Origin of the sequence: Burkholderia sp. AU17457, assembly GCF_002223255.1 — a bacterium.
Classification (GTDB): Bacteria; Pseudomonadota; Gammaproteobacteria; order Burkholderiales; family Burkholderiaceae; genus Burkholderia; species Burkholderia sola.
On sequence record NZ_NKFB01000003.1, the window covers coordinates 287,628 to 307,210 of the forward strand.

At 69.3% G+C, this 19,583-nt stretch carries 14 protein-coding genes; 8 read left to right on the forward strand and 6 right to left on the reverse strand.

Features of this window, described 5'->3' with window-relative positions:
• Positions 1-82 precede the first annotated feature (82 nt).
• Positions 83-973 (forward strand): DMT family transporter, encoded by an 891-nt coding sequence (locus CFB49_RS03705; protein WP_089490708.1) that lies wholly within the window; start codon positions 83-85, stop codon positions 971-973.
• A gap of 246 nt (positions 974-1,219) precedes the next feature.
• Here CFB49_RS03705 and CFB49_RS03710 read toward each other — a convergent pair whose 3' ends face one another.
• Entirely contained in the window at positions 1,220-2,434 is a 1,215-nt protein-coding gene (locus CFB49_RS03710; protein WP_089490709.1) for an MFS transporter, read from the reverse strand.
• A 332-nt stretch (positions 2,435-2,766) separates the two neighbouring features.
• Here CFB49_RS03710 and xdhA point away from each other — a divergent pair, with 332 nt between their 5' ends.
• The 4 genes from xdhA to CFB49_RS03730 all read left to right on the forward strand — a co-directional run bounded on the left by xdhA (position 2,767) and on the right by CFB49_RS03730 (position 7,978).
• Positions 2,767-4,365 carry a xanthine dehydrogenase small subunit gene (gene xdhA, locus CFB49_RS03715; protein ID WP_089490710.1) on the forward strand — a complete coding sequence of 533 codons (1,599 nt, stop codon included), beginning with the start codon at positions 2,767-2,769 and terminating at the stop codon, positions 4,363-4,365.
• Positions 4,366-4,383: 18 nt separating this feature from the next.
• Entirely contained in the window at positions 4,384-6,747 is a 2,364-nt protein-coding gene (gene xdhB, locus CFB49_RS03720) for a xanthine dehydrogenase molybdopterin binding subunit (protein ID WP_089490711.1), read from the forward strand.
• Between the two features lie 69 nt (positions 6,748-6,816).
• Positions 6,817-7,485, forward strand: a complete 669-nt coding sequence (xdhC, locus tag CFB49_RS03725; protein WP_089490712.1) for a xanthine dehydrogenase accessory protein XdhC — start codon at positions 6,817-6,819, stop codon at positions 7,483-7,485.
• 91 nt (positions 7,486-7,576) lie between these two features.
• A complete protein-coding gene (locus tag CFB49_RS03730) occupies positions 7,577-7,978 on the forward strand; it encodes a nuclear transport factor 2 family protein (RefSeq protein ID WP_089434609.1) in 402 nt (133 codons plus the stop codon).
• Positions 7,979-8,022: 44 nt separating this feature from the next.
• On the opposite strand, the gene CFB49_RS03735 is transcribed toward CFB49_RS03730, so the two are convergent.
• The 3 genes from CFB49_RS03735 to CFB49_RS03745 form a co-directional block, all read right to left on the reverse strand.
• Positions 8,023-8,967: a LysR family transcriptional regulator gene (locus tag CFB49_RS03735; RefSeq protein WP_089490713.1), complete on the reverse strand. Its 945-nt coding sequence runs from the start codon at positions 8,965-8,967 to the stop codon at positions 8,023-8,025.
• 80 nt (positions 8,968-9,047) lie between these two features.
• Entirely contained in the window at positions 9,048-9,686 is a 639-nt protein-coding gene (locus CFB49_RS03740) for a 2-hydroxychromene-2-carboxylate isomerase (RefSeq protein ID WP_069616635.1), read from the reverse strand.
• Positions 9,687-9,780: 94 nt separating this feature from the next.
• The gene (locus tag CFB49_RS03745) at positions 9,781-11,223 is read right to left on the reverse strand and encodes a TAXI family TRAP transporter solute-binding subunit (protein WP_069616634.1); all 1,443 of its coding nucleotides are present in this window, start codon (positions 11,221-11,223) and stop codon (positions 9,781-9,783) included.
• Positions 11,224-11,654: 431 nt separating this feature from the next.
• Between CFB49_RS03745 and CFB49_RS03750 the strand changes: the two genes are divergently transcribed.
• From CFB49_RS03750 to CFB49_RS03765, 3 genes are all read left to right on the forward strand, one after another.
• Positions 11,655-12,020, forward strand: coding sequence for a BON domain-containing protein (locus tag CFB49_RS03750; RefSeq protein WP_050011705.1), 366 nt, complete (start codon positions 11,655-11,657; stop codon positions 12,018-12,020).
• Positions 12,021-12,157: 137 nt separating this feature from the next.
• On the forward strand, positions 12,158-14,248 hold the full coding sequence (locus CFB49_RS03755; RefSeq protein ID WP_089490714.1) for a D-(-)-3-hydroxybutyrate oligomer hydrolase: 2,091 nt from the start codon (positions 12,158-12,160) through the stop codon (positions 14,246-14,248).
• A 615-nt stretch (positions 14,249-14,863) separates the two neighbouring features.
• Entirely contained in the window at positions 14,864-16,699 is a 1,836-nt protein-coding gene (locus CFB49_RS03765) for a S10 family peptidase (RefSeq protein ID WP_089490715.1), read from the forward strand.
• Between the two features lie 278 nt (positions 16,700-16,977).
• Here the strand turns inward: CFB49_RS03765 and CFB49_RS03770 are convergent, their stop codons facing one another.
• Both CFB49_RS03770 and CFB49_RS03775 read right to left on the reverse strand, forming a co-directional pair.
• Positions 16,978-17,766: a sulfite exporter TauE/SafE family protein gene (locus CFB49_RS03770; protein WP_089490716.1), complete on the reverse strand. Its 789-nt coding sequence runs from the start codon at positions 17,764-17,766 to the stop codon at positions 16,978-16,980.
• 303 nt (positions 17,767-18,069) lie between these two features.
• The gene (locus CFB49_RS03775) at positions 18,070-19,509 is read right to left on the reverse strand and encodes a DHA2 family efflux MFS transporter permease subunit (protein ID WP_089490717.1); all 1,440 of its coding nucleotides are present in this window, start codon (positions 19,507-19,509) and stop codon (positions 18,070-18,072) included.
• Between the last annotated feature and the right edge of the window lie 74 nt (positions 19,510-19,583).

Consider the following 19,583-nt stretch of genomic DNA (forward strand, 5'->3'; position numbering starts at 1 on the left):
AGACCGCAATTCCGGACAATCGGCGCGCGCGGCGCGACGGCATAGTCGGGATCCCGATTCATCGATTTTCCGGAACGCCGCCATGAACCTGTCGCTTTATTTCGTCACCGTGCTGATCTGGGGCACCACCTGGATCGCGATCAAGTGGCAGCTCGGCTCGGTGCCGCCGCCCGTGTCGATCGCGTGGCGCTTCTGGCTCGCGGCCGCCGTGCTGTTCGCGCTGCTGCGCACGATGCGCCGCCCGGTGCGCCCGCCGCGCGAAGCGTGGCGCTTCCTCGTCGCGCAGGGCTTCGCGCTGTTCTGCCTGAATTTCCTGTGTTTTTACTATGCGGAGCAGGTCGTGCCCAGCGGGCTCGTCGCGGTGATCTTCTCGACCGCGCCGCTGCTGAACTCGATCAACGGCCGGCTGTTCATGGGCCGCCCGCTGCGGCCGTCGGCGATCGCCGGCGCGCTGCTCGGCCTGACCGGCATCGCGTGCCTGTTCTGGCAGCAGATGGCCGGCCATCTCGACGACCACGCGACGTGGACGGGGCTCGCGATCGCGTTCGCCGGCACGATGTGCTTCTCGGCGGGCAACCTGCTGTCGAGCCGGATGCAGTCGATGGGGCTGCACCCGCTCGCGACCAACGGCTGGGCGATGCTGATCGGCGCGGCGATCCTGACCGTCGGCGGCGCGGTGGCCGGGATGCCGTTCACGCTCGACATGAGCCCCCGCTATCTCGGCGCGCTCGTGTACCTCGCCGTGCCGGGCTCGGTGATCGGCTTCACCGCGTACCTGACGCTCGTCGGCCGGATCGGGCCGGAGCGCGCCGCATACTGCACGGTGCTGTTCCCGATCGTCGCGCTGGCCGTGTCGACGGTGTTCGAGGGCTACCAGTGGTCGCCGCTCGCGGTGATCGGGCTGCTGCTGGTGGTGGCCGGCAATCTCGTCGCGTTCGACCTCACGCGACGGTTGTTTCTGCGCACGGCCTGATGAAGTTCGCGGTTGCGCGAAGCCGCGATCGAGAAACCCGGTGAACGGTCGATTAAGTTGACGCGGTTGACTTGGTTTCGATTCGGCGCTGCGCTCGATCATTCCGGTCGTAACGGGAGGGGATGATGATTGCGCGAGCGCCTACGCTGGCGTCATCCCGATGCGGCCCGCGTATTGCGGGATTTCAACGTATTGCTGCGTTGACCCACGTTTCGCGTGACCGGTGCGCAACGCGCGTCACCCAGCTCACGCCGCCGCGCCGCTCCCCGCCATGCGCGCCTGCCGCTGGTACAGCACCATCGACAGCGCGACACCCGCGGCCGCGGCCACCGCCGCGAACAGGAACACCTGCGGATAGCCGAACGCGCCCGCGACATAGCCGGCGAGCGGGCCCGTGATGCCGAGCGACAGGTCGAGGAACACCGAATACGCGGACAGCGCTGCGCCGCGGCTCGCGGGCGGCACGAGCGCGACGGCCTCGACGCCGAGCGCCGGGAAGATCAGCGCGAAGCCGAAGCCCGTCAGCGCGGCGCCGACCAGCGCGACGTGCGGCACCGGCGCGAGCCACAGCAGCAGCAGGCCCGCGGATTCGAACGCGAACGACACGATCGCGACGCGGAACCCGCCGTAGGTCTTGATCGTGTTCGCGAACAGCAGGCGCGCGCCGATGAACAGCGTGCCGAACACGGTCAGCGACAGCGCGGCGTTCGGCCAGTGGCGCGCCGCGTAGTACAGCGTGACGAACGTGGCGATCGAGCCGAAGCCGGCCGAACCGAGCGCGAGGCCGAGGCCGTGCGGCAGCACGCGCGTGAACACACTCGCATACGACATCCGTTCGCCGTGCACGAGCGGCACCGGTGCGATCAGGCGGGCGAGGTAGAAGCCGAGCGCGGCGAGCGCGATCACGATCACGCCGATCAGCGCCGGATTCAGCGTGTGCGCGATCGCGACGCCGACCGGCGCGCCGAGCGCGAGCGCGCCGTAGGTCGCGATGCCGTTCCACGAGATCACCTTCGCGTTGTGCGCGACGCCGACCCGGCCGATGCCCCACAGGATCGCACCGGTGCCGCACAGGCTTTCGCCGACGCCGAGCACGAGCCGGCTCGCGACGAGCAGCGCGAGGCTCGCGACCGGCCAGTGCGCGAGCAGCAGCGCGACGAGCAGCAGCACGCCCGACACGCCGCAGCCGACCAGCCCGCGCAGCACCGTCTGCTTCGGCCCGAGCGTATCGGCGAGGCGGCCGGCGAGCGGGCGCGACGCGAGCGTCGCGAAATACTGGACGCTGATCGCGCCGCCCGCGACGATCGCGGAAAAGCCGAGGTCGTCGTGGACGAAGCCCGGCAGCACCGCGAGCGGCAGGCCGATGGTCAGGTAGCAGATGAACGTGAAGCAGACGACGGACACGATTTGCAGCGTGACCGCGAACCCGCTGCGCGGCGGTGTGGCGGAATCGGATGACATGGGGTCGGAACGAATGGCGAAACGAACGGAAAACGGCGGAAAAGGGAATCGGGATTTTCCCATGGAACCGGTTTTCACGCAGGTACCGCTTAGTTAACCGCCCGCCGTTCGTGAAGGGGCCGACGGTCGCGCGGGCCGGGAACGGACGGCGCGCCCCGTGCGGCAAGGGCGTCGGCCGGTCGGGCGCGCATATCGCGGCAGTTATATGAGCCGCATGCGTGATGGGCTATGGGTTGCGGAATTTGACGGTGATAGCGTGCAAACTGTCGGAAAAACGTCGGTCGAGCGCTCCGCGCAGGCCGCCTTGCCCCCATTTGAAGAAACACCGAGACATGAGTGAGCCGATCCGCTTCTACCACCGTCACGCGATCCGCGAAGTCAGCGGCGCGGACGTGACCCGCACCGTGCTGCAATACCTGCGCGAGGACGCGCATTGCACCGGCACCAAGGAAGGCTGCGCGGAAGGCGACTGCGGCGCGTGCACGGTCGTCGTCGGCGAGCTGACCGACGCCGGCGCGGTCGAGTTCAAGGCCGTCAACGCATGCATCCAGTTCCTGCCGACGCTCGACGGCAAGGCGCTGCTCACGGTCGAGGACCTGCGCCGGCCGGACGGTTCGCTGCACCCGGTGCAGCAGGCGATGGTCGATTGCCACGGTTCGCAGTGCGGGTTCTGCACGCCCGGCTTCGTGATGTCGATGTGGGCGCTGTACGAGAAGCATGGCCACGAAGGCTGCGGCAGTGCGTGCGCGAAGGCGAAGGACGTGCCGACGCGCACCGAGATCGCCGATGCGCTGACGGGCAACCTGTGCCGCTGTACCGGCTATCGCCCGATCGTCGATGCGGCGGTGCGGATGTTCGACGCGGCCGGCGAAGGTGCGACCGACGGCGCGGCCGGCGAAGCCGCGTCGGCACCGTCGGCGCCGGTCGACACGGCCGCGCTCGCCCGCACGCTCGCATCGCTGAAGCGCGACGATACGTTCGACTACACGGCGGTCAACGGCGCGCGTTTCGCGGCGCCGCGCACGCTCGACGCGCTGGCCGCGCTGAAGGCCGAGCGTCCCGACGCGCGCATTCTCGCGGGCAGCACCGACATCGGCCTGTGGGTCACCAAGCAGATGCGCCGCCTCGACGACCTGATCTACGTCGGCCAGATCGCCGAACTGCAGCAGATCGTGCACGGCGACGACTGGATCGGGATCGGCGCGGGCGTGACGGTCGAGAAGGCCTATGCGGCGCTGGCCGGCACCTATCCGGAGCTGACCGAGATGTGGAAGCGCTTCGCGTCGCTGCCGATCCGCAACGCGGGCACGCTCGGCGGCAACGTCGCGAACGGCTCGCCGATCGGCGATTCGATGCCGGGCCTCATCGCGCTCGGCGCGCGCGTCGTGCTGCGCGGCGGCGACACCGTGCGCGAGCTGCCCCTCGAGGCGCTGTACACCGGCTATCAGCAGAAGGACATGGCGCCGCACGAATTCGTCGCTGGCCTGAAGGTGCCGACCCGCAGCGGTGCGCGCGAAAAGCTGCGGTTCCGCACCTACAAGCTGTCGAAGCGCTTCGACTCCGACATTTCCGCGGTGTGCGCCGCATTCGCGTTCATCGCGGACGGCGACACGATCCGTGAGCCGCGCATCGCGTTCGGCGGGATGGCCGCGACGCCGAAGCGCGCTTCCAGTACGGAAGCCGTGCTCGACGGCGCGCAGTGGCACGAAGCCACCGCGCAGGCCGCGATGCAGGCGCTCGAGCGCGATTACCAGCCGCTGTCCGACATGCGCGCGACGAGCGCGTACCGCCTCGAGACCGCGAAGAACCTGATGTATCGCTTCTGGCTGGAGACGCGTGCGCACGATCCGCTGCCGCCGCAGGCGCTGAACGTGCGCGAAGTGGCCGCCGAAGCAGGCGCTGAAGTTGCCGACGACGCGGCACGCGTCTGACGACGGAGAACACCGAACATGAACCAGCAAGCAGAACCGTTCCTCAGCACCCTCGATCCGCAGGCCGACGCCGCGCAAGTGCACGTGTCGCGCGCGCACGAATCCGCTCACCTGCACGTGAGCGGGCGCGCGACCTACACCGACGACATCCCGCTCGTCGCCGGCACGCTGCACGCGGCGCTCGGGTTGTCCGCGAAGCCGCACGCGAAGATCGTGTCGATGAACTTCGACGCGGTGCGCGCGACGCCGGGCGTGGTCGCCGTGTTCACGGCCGACGACATCCCGGGCGTCAACGATTGCGGCCCGATCGTCCACGACGATCCGGTGCTCGCCAAAGGCGTCGTGCAGTTCGTCGGCCAGCCGATGTTCATCGTCGTCGCGACGTCGCATGAAACCGCGCGGCTCGCCGCGCGCCGCGCGCAGGTCGACTACGAGGAGTTGCCCGCGATCCTGACCGCGCAGGAAGCGCGCAAGGCCGAAACCTACGTGATCCCGCCGCTGAAGCTCGCGCGCGGCGACGCGGCGGCGCGGCTCGCCGTCGCGCCGCATCGCGAGGCGGGCGAGATGCTGCTCGGCGGGCAGGAGCAGTTCTACCTGGAAGGGCAGATCGCGTACGCGGTGCCGAAGGACGACGACGGGATGCACGTGTACTGCTCGACGCAGCACCCGAGCGAGATGCAGCACCTCGTCGCGCACGTGCTCGGCGTCGCATCGCACAACGTGCTGGTCGAATGCCGCCGGATGGGCGGCGGCTTCGGCGGCAAGGAATCGCAGTCGGGCCTGTTCGCGTGCTGCGCGGCGCTCGCCGCATGGAAGCTGCTGTGCCCGGTGAAGCTGCGTCCGGACCGCGACGACGACATGATGATCACCGGCAAGCGGCACGACTTCCATTACCGCTTCGACGTCGGCTACGACGACGACGGCCGCATCGACGGCGTCGCGCTCGACATGACGTCGCGCTGCGGCTTCTCGGCCGACCTGTCGGGCCCGGTGATGACGCGCGCGGTGTGCCACTTCGACAACGCGTACTGGCTCGGCGACGTCGACATCGCCGGCTACTGCGGCAAGACCAACACGCAGTCGAACACCGCGTTTCGCGGCTTCGGCGGCCCGCAGGGCGCGTTCGCGATCGAATACATCCTCGACGACATCGCGCGATCGCTCGGCCGCGATCCGCTCGACGTCCGCTACGCGAACCTGTACGGCAAGACCGAACGCAACGTGACGCCGTACGGGCAGACGATCGAGGACAACGTGCTGCAGGAGCTGCTCGGCGAACTCGAGACGACGAGCGACTACCGCGCGCGGCGCGCGGGCGTGCGCGCATTCAACGCACGCAACACGGTGCTGAAGAAGGGCATCGCGCTCACGCCGGTGAAGTTCGGCATCGCGTTCAACGTCACGCACTTCAATCAGGCCGGCGCGCTGGTGCACATCTACACCGACGGCTCGGTGCTCGTGAACCACGGCGGCACGGAGATGGGCCAGGGGCTCAACACGAAGGTCGCGCAGGTCGTCGCGCACGAACTCGGCATCCGTTTCGACCGGATCCGCGTGACCGCGACCGACACGAGCAAGGTCGCGAACACGTCCGCGACCGCCGCGTCGACGGGCTCCGACCTGAACGGCAAGGCCGCGCAGGATGCGGCGCGCCAGTTGCGCGAGCGGCTCGCGGCGTTCGCGGCGAAGCAGTTCGGCGACGGCAAGGTCGATGCGGCCGACGTGAAGTTCGGCAACGACGTCGTGTGGGTCGGCGGCCATCGCGTGCCGTTCGGCGAAGTGGTCGCGAAGGCGTATCTCGCGCGCGTGCAGCTGTGGTCCGACGGCTTCTATGCGACGCCGAAGCTGCACTGGGATCAATCGAAGCTGCAGGGCCGGCCGTTCTACTACTACTCGTACGGCGCGGCCGTGTCGGAAGTCGTGATCGACACGCTGACGGGCGAGATGCGCACGCTGCGCGTCGATGCGCTGCACGACGTGGGCGCGTCGCTGAACCCGGCGCTCGACATCGGTCAGGTCGAAGGCGCGTTCATCCAGGGAATGGGCTGGCTCACGACCGAGGAGCTTTGGTGGAACGCAGGCGGCAAACTGATGACGCATGCGCCGTCCACGTACAAGATCCCGACGGTGAACGACACGCCGCCCGAGTTCAACGTGCGGCTGTTCCGGAACCGCAACGTCGAGGACAGCATCCACCGCTCGAAGGCCGTCGGCGAGCCGCCGCTGCTGCTGCCGTTCTCGGTGTTCTTCGCGGTGCGCGACGCCGTGGCCGCGGTCGGCGACTACCGGGTGAACCCGCCGCTCGACGCGCCGGCCACCGGCGAGTCGATCCTGCGCGCGATCGGCGCGGTGCGCGCGGCGAGCGCGAGCGAGGCAGGGTGAGATGAAACGCGCTTCGTGCCTGCTTCGTTCGTTGCTCGCTCACGGCGGCCCGGCCCGGCGGAGGCGCGCATGAACGGCCCCGCTCGTTCGCCGCGTGCCGCGTCGCCCGCGCCCGCCGCCGGATGCGACGGCGCGTGCGGCAACGCGCCGTCGCATCCGCAGCCGTTCGCGCCGGGCACCGGCCAGCGCAACCGCGCGACCGCGGCGCCGCCGCCGATGCACGTCGTGCTGTTCGGCGCGGGGCACGTCGGCCACGCGCTCGTCGCGCTGCTCGGCGCGCTACCGTGCGTCGTGCAGTGGGTCGACACGCGCGACGAGCTGTTCCCGGACGAATGTCCGCCGAACGTGCAGCCCGAGCCGACCGACACGCCGGAGGCCGTCGTCGACGCGGCGCCGCCCGGCGCGTACTTCCTCGTGATGACGCACAACCACGCGCTCGACTTCGCGCTCGCCGCGCAGATCATGCGGCGGCGCGACTACGCGTACTTCGGGATGATCGGCTCGCGCACCAAGCGCGTGAAGTTCGAGCGCCGGCTCGCCGCGCGCGGCGTCGACCCGGCGCGGCTCGTCGACATGGTGTGTCCGATCGGCGTCGCGGGCATCGTCGACAAGGCGCCGGGCGCGATCGCGGTGGCCGTCTGCGCGGAGCTGCTGCAGGCCCGCTCGGGCATGCCGGTGGCCGAGGCGAAGGCGGCCGCGGCCGGTCGCGCACGCGACGACGTGTCCTGCGCGCGCTGAAACGCCGACGCCGCACGGCCGCGCGTTTTTGCATACACTGCACGACAACGCGCGGCAGCGGGCCGCGCTTCACGTCACCGTGCACGCACTCATGTCCGATCACTCCGTCTATCTCGACGCGCTCGATGCGAGCCTCGTCGCCATCGAGCGCTGGCTGTCCGGCGTCGATACCGCGCCGGCGGCGCTCGATGCGCTGCTCGCCGCGTTTTCCGCCGACTTCACGATGATCCTGACCGACGGCCGCATGGTCGACCGTGACGGCATGCGCGCGCTGTTCGCGAAGCTGGCCGGCGCGAAGCCGGGGCTGCGCATCACGCTGTCGGAGATGCGCGTGCTCGCGGCCGATGCAGCGCATGCGGTGATCACCTATCTCGAAGCGCAGCACGCGGCGGCGGGCGAACTGCCGGCGCGCCGCGCGACCGCCGTGTTCGCGCGCGACGCGGCGGGCGTCGTGCGCTGGACCCATCTGCAGGAAACCTTCTGCACGGCCTGAGCGGCCGTGTTGCCTGACCAGCCGCGCCGTGCCTTGGTCGCGCGTCAGCGCTTGCGCGTGCGAGAGACCGTCAGCCCGTCGGACACGCTCTGCATCAGCGCGCACAGCCACGCGATGTCGGTCGGCCGATCGGGTTGCGGGTGCGTGAGCAGGTAGCTCTTGATGCGCGGGAACGGCACGGGCGGCGTGACGACGACGAGCGGCAGCAGTTGCGCATAGTGCGTCGCGAAGCGGCGCGTCGTCGTGAAGATCAGGTCCGACTGCAGCAGCACCTGCGGCACGATCCCGAAGTACGGCAGCGTCGTCACGATGCGCCGCGTGAGGCGCGCGCGCGCCAGGCCGATCTCGATCGCGTTGCGCTTGTCGCCGGTGTACGGCGTCGGCGCGACGTGCGCGGCCGCCGCATACGCGTCGCGCGTGAGCGGCTCGCGGGCGAGCGGATGCGCGTCGCGCATCAGGCACACGATCGTGTCGGAGAACAGGTCCTGGCGCGCGAACTGCGGGTCGGGCTTGGGCCAGTTGCCGATCACGAGATCGAGCGCGCCCGATTCGAGCGCGCCCGCGTGGTCGAGCGCGGGATTCAGCGAATCGATTTCCAGATGCGCATGCGGCGCCGCGTCGCGAAAGCGCTCGATCAGCGTCGGCATGAAGAAATCGTTCAGGTAGTCGGGCGCGGCGACGCGGAACGTGCGCCGCGCGGACGACGGATCGAAGTCGCCGTGCGGCGTCGCGATGAAGTCGACCTCGCGCAGCGCGCGCGACGCGGCTTCGAGCAGCGACGCGCCATATTCGGTCGGCACCATGCCGGATTTGCCGCGCACGAGGATCGGGTCGTTCAGCGTCTCGCGCAGCTTGCGCAGCGCGGTGCTGATCGCGGGCTGGGTCTGGTTCAGCCGCAGCGCGGCCTGCGTGACGCTGCGCTCGAGCAGCAGCGTGCGCAACACGCGCACGAGCCAGATGTCGAGCGAGGCGGTACGGTCGTCGTCCATTGGTGGGGGTGATTCGGGGGACGCGTAACCTTACCGCAGCCGCGCGTTGCCGTGCGTGATACCGGCCATCACGCACGCCATCACGCGCGGCCCTTCGGCAGCGTGCTGATCCGCTTGACCTCGCGCGATTCGAGCCAGTTCGGCGTGCGCGCGCAGTACAGCACCATCGGCAGCGCGTCCTCGCCCCAGAACAGCTGCTGGTTCATCCAGAAGGTGGGCACGCCGAACACGCCGAGCGCGATCGCGTCGGCCGTGTTGCGCGCCAGCTGCGCAGCGGTTTCCTCGAACTCGATCAGCTCGTCGCCGTGGCTCACGCCGACGCGTTCGCACAGTGCCGCGAAGCCTTCCGGCGTCGACGGATCGTTGCCTTCGCGCCAGATGAAGCGGAACATTTCCAGCACCGTCGCGATATCGGCGCGCAGCGCGATCGCGAGGCGCAGCACCTTGTCCGAATCGAACGGGTGCGCGGGCGGCATCTTGAAGCGGATGCCGAGCTGTTCCGCGCGAAACAGCGCGTGACGGTACGTGAACACGCGCTTGGCCGGCACGTCGGCGGTCGGGCGCTGGCCCCAGTGGCGCTGGAGGTCGGTCAACGACACGGCGACGGGGTCGAACGGCACGTCCGGCCATTTGTCGTGCTGCTCGAGCAGCAGATACGAGAACGGCGACACGAAGTCGAAGAACCAGGCGGGTTGGGCGGTATCGAGGCCGGTGGTCATGTCGTTCTCCAGAAGGTGGGGCGTGCGGCGCCTGGCGGCGGCCTCCATGTTACGCGGCAGCGCGCGCATGCAGCAATGATCGCGGATCGTTCGCTCACGCGGAACCGGGAGTCGCCCGGGGGCCATCGCCGGCCGGCGGCGGGCCGGTTTCCGCGCGCGCCGGCGGGTTGCCGGCGCCGGGCGGCCCCGCCGGCGCATCCTGGTCGTGCGCGGTGAGCCGTTCGCGCACGAAGCCGATGTGCTCGCGCAGCACGTAGAACTGCCCGGCATACGCGAGCGGCATCTTCATCCGGTTCACGGCTTCCTCGATGTCGTCGAGCTCGTCGAGCAGCTGCACGCGCTCCTCGGCCGTATGTTCGCCGAGCGCGCGGCGCTCGAGCGCGATCAGCGCGCCGTACCATCGGTAGATGCGCGAGCGCACGCGCCAGCCGTACAGCGACGGCACGAGCCGCAGCCCGGGGATCAGCACGACGATCAGCGGCACGACCACGACCAGCAGCCGGTCGACGAGGCTCGCGACCCAGAACGGCAGCCGCCGGTACAGGAAGCTCTTGCCCGACTTGTAGTAGCGCGCGGCGTCGTCGGACAGCGGGAAGCCGCGCGTGACCGACGACGGAAATTCGCCCGCGTGCTGGAGGATCGTCGCGTGGCCGTGCACTTCGCGCGCGGCCTCGATCAGCAGGTCGGACAGCGCCGGATGCAGCGAGTCGCGCGCGACGAGTTCGATCGTCGGCGCGACCGTGTGGATGTCGGCGGGCGGCAGGTTGCGGCCGAGATCGTAGACGCCCATCGGCAGCGTGATCGCGGTGAGGTACGGAAAGCGCCGCGCGTACGCCTCGGCCTGCGTGAACGAATACACGTGCACGCCGGGCGCGCGGAACAGCTTCGCCATCACCGGGATCTGCGTCGAGTCGCCGGACAGGAACGCGGCGTCGATCTTGCCGTCGAGCAGCGCGGTCGCGGCGTCCTCGCCGGCGGTCGGCAGGAGCTCGGTCGGGCCGCCCGGCACGATGCCGTTCATCTTCAGCAGCGCGAGGCTCAGTTCGCGCGCGCCGCTGCCTTCGGCGCCGAGCGCGAGCCGCTTGCCCTTGAAGTCGGACAGGCGCGCGACGACCGGGCCGCGGTACATGATCGCGAGCGGCACGTAGCCGATGCTGCCGAGCGACACCAGATGCTCGTCGCGCTCCTTCGGGCCGATGCCGCTCTGCACGAAGCCGACGTCGACCGGCGCGTTCGGGTTCGACAACCGCGCGAGGTTCTGCGCGGAACCTTCGGACGATTGAACGTCGAGCGTGACGCCGTTTTTCGCGAGGATCGTCTTGTATTTCTGCGCGGCGTTCCAGTACGTGCTGCCGGGCGGCCCGGCCGAGATCACGAGCGAGGACGGCGGCGCCGGCTGGATCAGCTTGACCGCGAGCCAGACGGCCGCGCCGGCGAGCAGCACGGTCGGGCCGATCGACAGCGCGAGGTCGCGCCACGAGACGGCGACGAAGCGGGCGAGGATGCGGCGCGGCGGGCGGGGGCGGGCAGGCTTCATGGGATCGGCGGATGACGCTGGCGTGACGCATCGATGACGGTCGTCGCGGGACGACGCGGATGCTCGCGGCGATGGTACCCGGTTTCGCCGCGCATGCGCGAATCGGGTGGGCTCGCGCGGCTGCGCGGCGACGGCTGCGGGCGCCGTCGCGTCAAAAGCTTTGCGCTTCGGCGGGCGCTGGATTACATTGTGCGACGCAGCCGCGCCCGATTCGCGCGCGACCCGGCACGTCATGAGACCGGGCGCGTCCGGCCGGCGGCTGCCCGGCCCGGCCGGCCCGCTTTCGCGTGCGCCGGCCGCCGGCCCGTGACGCCTCTCTCGTATCGCCGTGGAAAACACCGGCTGTCCCGCCCGTTCGCGCGCGGGCCGGCTGTTTTTGGGGGTATCCGGCCGTACTGTGCACGGCCGTTCCGGAGTGATAAGGAGATAGCATGAAGTCGATCGTGTTGAGAGCGTTGGGCGTCGCCGCCGTGGCGGCCTGTCTGTCGGGCAGCGTATATGCGCAGTCGAGCGACGCAGCGGCAACGGAAGCGCCGGCGGCCGCGACGAGCGCGCCGAAGGCCGCCGCGAAAACCGCGAAGAAGGCGAACCGCAAGCTCGGCTACGCGGTGCGCAAGGCCATTACGAAGGCAGGCGGCATCGACGTGGCGAACCTCGTCGTGCGCTCGAAGGGCGGCGCGATCACGCTGGAGGGCACGGTGCCCGACCAGGCTCAGATCGACAAGGCGGAAGAGGCGGCGAAGGGCGTGAGCGGCGTGACGTCGGTCACGAACAAGCTGACGGTCCAGCAGCAGTAACGCCGGGCGGCGGCGCGCGAGCGCCGCGCGCGCCCGTTTCAGGCGGGTCCCGGCATGCCGGGGCCCGTTTGCGCTTCAGAGGCCGGCAGCCGCGCGCGGCGCGGCGGCGGACCGATAACGATATCGAGGGGGCGGCGATGACGAAGTTCGGGTGGGGCAGGCGGGTGGTGTGTGGGGCGGCGCTGGCCGCGATCGCGATGCTCGGCGCCTGCAACGGCGACGAGTCGGCCGAGCGCAACCGGTTGCCCGGCTTCGTGTCCGGCAGCGTGCGCACGACGGCCTACGACGGCGCGAGCGACGACCTGCTGACGGCCGGCCTCGGCAAGACGGGCCTCGCGGCGGCGACCGCGCCGGGCTTCGCGAACCCGTCGCGGCCGACGAGCGCCGAATTGCGCCGCCTCGCGATCTGGTCGAACTACCGCGCGCTCGTCGACATGAGCGCGAACGGCGGCTACGGCCGTTTCTGGGGGCCGAACGTCGACCTCGACGGCAACGACACGCTCGGCGAAGGCAAGATCCCCGGCACCGAATATCTCGCGTATGCCGACGACGGCAGCGGCACCAAGAACGTGACGCTGCTCGTGCAGGTGCCCGCCAGCTTCAATCCCGCGCAGCCGTGCATCGTCACCGCGACGTCGTCCGGCTCGCGCGGCGTGTACGGCGCGATTTCCGCGGCCGGCGAATGGGCGCTCAAGCGCGGCTGCGCGGTGGCCTACAACGACAAGGGCGGCGGCAACGGCGCGCACGAGCTCGGCTCCGACACCGTCACGCTGATCGACGGCACGCTCGCCGACGCGGTGCTGGCCGGCACCGCGAGCCTGTTCACCGCGAACGTGACGAGCGGCGATCTCGCCGCGTTCAACAGCCGCTTCCCGAACCGCTATGCGTTCAAGCACGCGCATTCGCAACAGAATCCGGAGCAGGACTGGGGGCGCGCGACGCTGCAGGCGGTCGAGTTCGCGTACTGGGCGCTCAACGAGCAGTTCGGCCCGCTGATCGACGGCGCGCATCACGGCGTGCGCTATCGCGCGGGCGACATCACGACGATCGCCGCGTCGGTCAGCAACGGCGGCGGCGCGTCGCTCGCGGCGGCCGAGCAGGACAACCGCGGCTGGATTACCGCGGTCGTGGTCGGCGAGCCGCAGATCAACGTGCGGATGGCGCCGAATGCGGTCGTCCGCACGGGCGGCCAGCCGGCGCCGTCGTTCGGCCGGCCGCTGGCCGATTACGCGACGCTCGCGAACCTGCTGGAACCGTGCGCGGCCGCGTCGGCGTCGCTCGCCGGCGCGCCGTACCTGAGCGCGCTGCCGTCCGCGACCACGCAGTCGATCCGCACGCAGCGCTGCGCGACGCTCGCCGCGGCCGGGCTGGTGGCGGGCGCCGACACGCAGAGTCAGGCGGCCGACGCGCTCGCGCAGCTCCATGCGGCCGGCTATCTGGCCGATTCCGACCTGCTGCAGGCGTCGATGTGGGATTCGCAGGCGATTCCCGCGATCGCGGTCACCTATGCGAACGCGTACACGCGCTCGCGCGTCACCGACAACCTGTGCAACTTCAGCTTCGCGACGACGAACGCGGCGACGGGCGCGGTCGCGGCGCCCGCCGCATCGCCGATGCCGGCCGTGTTCGGCGCCGGCAACGGCGTGCCGCCGACGGCCGGCATCAATCTCGTGTTCAACAACGGCGCGGGTGTCGACCACCGGCTCGCGACGCCCGATGCAAGTTTCGCGGGCGCGCTGTGCCTGCGCCAGCTGTGGACGAACGGGATGCTCGGGATGCCCGCGAACGTCGACGCGGTGCGCGTGAACGCGAACCTGCACGGCAAGCCGGCGATCATCGTGCAGGGCCGCAGCGACGCGCTCGTGCCCGTGAACCACGCGTCGCGCGCGTACGTCGCGCAGAACGGCATCAGCGAAGCCGGGCGCAGCCAGCTGGTGTTCTACGAAGTGACGAACGGCCAGCACTTCGACGCGTTCCTGTCGGTTCCGGGCTTCGACACGCGCTTCGTGCCGGTTCACTACTACAACGTGCAGGCGTTGAACCTGATGTGGAAGCGCTTGAAGAACGGCGCGCCGCTGCCGCCGTCGCAGGTGATCCGCACGGTGCCGCGCGGCGGCACGCCGGGCGCCGCGCCCGCGCTGACGAGCGCGAACCTGCCGCCGATCTCGGCCGCGCCGGGCGCGAACGCGATTTCCGTCGGCGTCGGCACGATCGACGTGCCGCTCTGACGGCGCCCGTCACGTCCCTCCCGCAAGCCGGACAGCCGTCCGGCTTTTTTAATGTGCGTCTCTGGAATCGGTCCCGGACTGTCTTTTATCCGAATGGCGAGCGCTGTAACAAATTCTTACTTTACGGCGATAAATCCGGAACCTATTATGCGCCGGTATTTTCACTTAATTTAATAAATCCGGTTACGAGAATATTCCTTTCCATTTAGTTAATCGATCCTTTCGATTTTATTTAATCGGCTCGAGTCGCGATTGATCGCCGTTTCGCGATTAATCGGTATCTCGCCGACGGGGATCGTTCGTCTGTTCGAAGTGAAGACGCGTTGCCGGGCGGGCTTTGCGCGGCATTCTTTGGTCCGTCGCTTTTGTTGTGCCGGCAAATCCACGGAATCAATCCGTATTGCCGCGGATCGTTGAATTGTCGTTGTCAATGGAATTGACGTCATTGTGCGGTTGCAAAAAAACATGGGTGGGGTAAATCGTGCCGATCGGTATTTGCCGATCCGGTAAAAAACTCGGAATGCGTCGCATAACGAATGCATTCCCGGTGCGGAGCGCCGGCGCAAATGATCCTTTGCGATCGGCGGTATTTATCGTTCTGTTCGAGAGGCAATAATGACGACACGGAAGTCCTTGAAAGACGGTTTCGCGCTATTCGGAACGACCCTGAGCGTACCGCTCGCCGCCGCGGCGGCCGCGGCGCTGCTCGTCACGGGGTGTGGCGGCGACGACGGGCCGAGCCCGAGCGCGTCCGCGGCCACCGCGGCCGCGACGTCCAGCGGCGGCACGTCGGCCGCCACCGACGCAACGGCCGCCGCCGCGGCCGACCAGCCGTACGTCGACACCGACGTGTACGGCACCGGGCCGAACGATGCCGTCACGGATTCGACGGAAGGCGCGGCGGTCGTGCACCGCCAGGTCACGATCGGCGGCAAGACGATCGCGTACACGGCCACCACGGGCCACCTGACGACGATCGATCCGGTCACGTCGGCGCCGAACGCGAAGATGTTCTACGTCGCATACACGCAGGACAATCCCGACCCTTCGAAGCCGCGCCCGGTCACGTTCTTCTACAACGGCGGCCCGGGCTCGTCGTCGGTCTACCTGCTGCTCGGTTCGTACGGGCCGAAGCGCCTGCAGTCGTCGTTCCCGAACTTTACGCCGCCCGCGCCGTACAAGCTGCTCGACAACCCGGACAGCCTGCTCGACCGCACCGACCTCGTGTTCATCAACCCGGTCGGCACCGGTTACTCGACCGCGATCGCGCCGGCGAAGAACAAGGACTTCTGGGGCACCGACCAGGATGCGCGCTCGATCGACCGCTTCATCCAGCGCTACCTGACCAAGTATTCGCGCTGGAATTCGCCGAAGTTCCTGTACGGCGAGTCGTACGGCACCGCGCGCAGCGCGGTCGTGTCGTGGGTGCTGCACGAGGACGGCATCGACCTGAACGGGATCACGCTGCAGTCGTCGATTCTCGACTATGCGAACGCGCTGTCCGCGCCGGGCACGTTCCCGACGCTCGCGGCCGACGCGTTCTACTGGAAGAAGACGACGCTCAATCCGACGCCGACCGATCTCGACGCGTACATGGTCCAGGCCCGCGACTACGCGGACAACACGCTCGCGCCGCTCGCGCAGAAGCCGAACCCGCAGGACGGCGGCTTCGTGAACGTGCGGCTGAACCTGAAGCTGCAGACCGCGCAGCAGATGGGCGCGTACATCGGCACGGATCCGACGTCGCTGATCCAGACCTTCGGCAACCCGGCCGCGCTCGGCAACGTGCCGTCGTCGGACGACAATCCGCCGTACACGTTCTTCCTGACGCTCGTGCCGGGCACGCAGATCGGCCAGTACGACGGTCGCGCGAACTTCACGGGCAAGGGCATCGCGCCGTACATCCTGCCGAACTCGGGCAGCAACGATCCGTCGATCACGAACGTCGGCGGCGCGTACACGGTGCTGTGGAACAGCTACATCAACACCGACCTCAAGTACACGTCGACGTCGTCGTTCGTGGATCTGAACGACCAGGTCTTCAACAACTGGGACTTCAGCCACACGGACCCGACCGGCGCGAACAAGGGCGGCGGCAACACGCTGTACACGGCCGGCGACCTGGCGTCGACGATGAGCGTGAACCCGGACCTGAAGGTGCTGTCGGCGAACGGCTATTTCGACGCCGTCACGCCGTTCCACCAGACGGAGCTGACGCTCGCGCAGATGCCGCTCGATCCGGTGCTCAAGGCGCGGAACCTGACGATCAAGAATTACCCGTCGGGTCACATGATCTACCTGAACGACGCGTCGCGGACCGCGCTGAAGGGCGATCTCGCCAACTTCTACGACGGCATCCTCGCGAACCGCACCGCGCTGCAACGCGTGCTGAAGCTGCAGGCGCGCACGCAGCAGATGAAGCAGCAGAAACTGCAGCAGCAGGGGCAGTAAGCGGGGCGGGCGGCGGGCGCCGCCCGCCGCAACGACATGCACTCGCGCATGCGTCCCGACGTTGCGGGGCGTGTGCGTGGATGGTGTGGCTGTCGTTCCTCAGGATGCCCCCGAGAGTCGTGGACTCCGGGGGCATTTTTGCGTCGGAGGGGGCGTCGCCCGGAAGTCGCAGGGGATGGCTTCCTTAATCCTCAAAACAGGGACGAAAGGCCCTCTATTGAGGATGAGTGGATGCATGCGCCGACGGCGGCATTGGTCACCGGACGCGAGGCGCCCGCTTACGCCAGCACGAGCCGCACGCCGACCGCGACCAGGGTCGACGCGAGCAGGTTGCGCAGCAGCCGCTCGGGCGCGCGCGCCGACAGCAGGCTGCCGATCACGATGCCCGGCAGCGAACCGAGCAGCAGCGACAGCAGCATCGACCAGTCGACCGAGCCGAGCAGCCAGTGGCCCATGCCCGCGACCAGCGTGAGCGGCACCGCATGCGCGATGTCGGAACCGACGATGCGGGTCGTCGCCAGCAGCGGATACAGCAGCAGGAGCACGGTCACGCCGATCGCGCCGGCGCCGACCGACGTCATCGACACGAGCACGCCGAGCACGGCGCCCGTCAGCACGGTCGACCACAGCGTGCGCGTGGGGTTCGGCGTGAGCGGGTTGCGCGCGGCGAATGCCGTGAGCTGAGGGCGGAAGATCAGCGCGAGCGACGTGAGCAGCAGCGCGACACCGAGCACGAGCTGGATCATCCGCGCGGTGCCCGGCGTGTTCATCCCGTGCGTGTGCAGCCACCACAGCGTGAGCGCCGCCGCCGGTACGCTGCCCACCGCGAGCCGGCCCGTGATGCGCCAGTCGACCGAGCCTTTCAGGCCGTGGACGAGCGTGCCGGTGGCCTTGGTCGCGGCTGCGTACAGCAGGTCCGTGCCCACGGCCGTCGCCGGGTGGACGCCGAACAGCAGCACGAGGATCGGCGTCATCAACGAACCGCCGCCGACGCCCGTCAGGCCGACGAGAATGCCGACGAACAGGCCGGACAGCGAGTACAGCAGATCGATATGGGGAAGCGACATCGGAGGCAGGCGGTTATGTGGCGTTCGGCGGCGGCGCGCGGCCGTGGCGCGCATCAAAGTCCGCCATTGTCGCAAAAGTGGCGCGTCAATGTACGACCGCGTTAAAAATCGGCCGGGAAGGTCCGCCCGGTAGGCGGCCGGCGGGACGTAAAACGGGCGTTTGAACGGAAGCGGGGCCGAGAATGGCGACCGGCCTGAAAGCGATGACGAATCGGGGGCGGACGCCGCGTATCCGGCGCGCATAAGAAAGGGCGCGACAATGCGCGCCCCGACGCGATGCCGGTTCCGGCCCCCCGTCGACAGTCAGTGCATCGCGGGCCCGGCGCCTTCGACCGCGCGTGGCGGCCGGATGCGCAGCGCCAAACCGGTCAGCGCGGCCACGGCCGCAAACACTGCGCCGAACGCGAAGGCCGCGTGGTAGCCGCCGTTCAGCGCGTCGAGCGGCGTCGCTTGCGCTGCCGCGAGCGCATCGGTGCGGGCGCCGGCGAGACTCGCGAGGACCGCGAGCCCCAGCGCGCCACCCATCATGAACGCGGTGTTGACGATGCCCGACGCGAGCCCGGAATCGGCCGGGTCGACGTCGCTCATCGCGGCGAGCAGCACCGGATTGAACGCGACGCCGGCACCGATGCCCAGCAGCGTCATGCCGGGCAGCACGTGCCATACGAAACCGCCGTCGACCGGCGCGCGCGAGAACAGCGCAAGGCCGCACGCGGCGATCAGCAGGCCGGCGGCGATCGGGCCGCGGATCCCGAAGCGCATCACGATCCGCGCCGACAGCCCGAGCGAGAACGCGGCCATGATCAGGTTGGCCGGCAGGAACGCGAGGCCGACCTGCAGCGGCCCGTAGCCGAGCACGCGCTGCATGTACAGCGCGGACAGGAAGAACCACGCGAACATCGCGGCCGCCCACAGCACGGCGATCGCGTTCGCGAGCGCGACGTTGCGCGCGGCGAACAGCGTGAGCGGCATCAGCGGGTGCGCGGCACGCGACTCGATCGCGATGAACAGCGCCAGCAGCACGCCGGCCGCGCCGATCAACGCGACGGTTTGCGTCGACAGCCAGCCGGCCTCGTTGCCGCCGACGATCCCGTAGACGGCCAGCATCAGCGATGCCGTCACCGTGATCGCGCCCGCGACGTCGAGCCGCGCGGCTCCGGCCGGCGCGCGCATGCGCGGCAGCAGCGCGGCGCACATCGCGTAGACCGCGACGCCGATCGGCAGGTTGACGAGGAAGATCCAGTGCCACGACAGCGAACTCGTCAGCAGTCCGCCGAGCAGCACGCCGATGCTGCCGCCGCCCGCGCACACGAAGCCGTAGACGCCCATCGCACGAGCGCGTTCGCCGGGCTTGGTGAACAGGTTCATGATCAGCGACAGCGAGACGGCCGACACGACCGCGCCGCCGAGCCCCTGCACCGCGCGCGCGGCGATCAGCATCGCCTGCGATTGCGCGAGCCCGCAGGCGAGCGACGCGAGCGTGAACACGACGAGGCCCGCGAGAAACATGCGCCGCTGCCCGTACAGGTCGCCGAGCCGGCCGCCGAGCAGCAGGCAGCCGCCGAACGTCAGCAGGTATGCATTGACGACCCACACGAGGGCCGTTTCGGTGAAGTGGAGGTCGGTACTGATCGACGGCAGCGCAACGTTCACGATCGTGCTGTCGAGCACGATCATCAGCACGCCGAGGCAGAGCACGATCAGCGCATACCAGCGCTTCTCGCCGTGTATCCCGTGGGTCATGGGCTCGCAGCCTTCTAGTCGTTATAGGGAAGGATGCATTGTAGACGCCACCGGCACGGGCCTCCTGCCGGTTT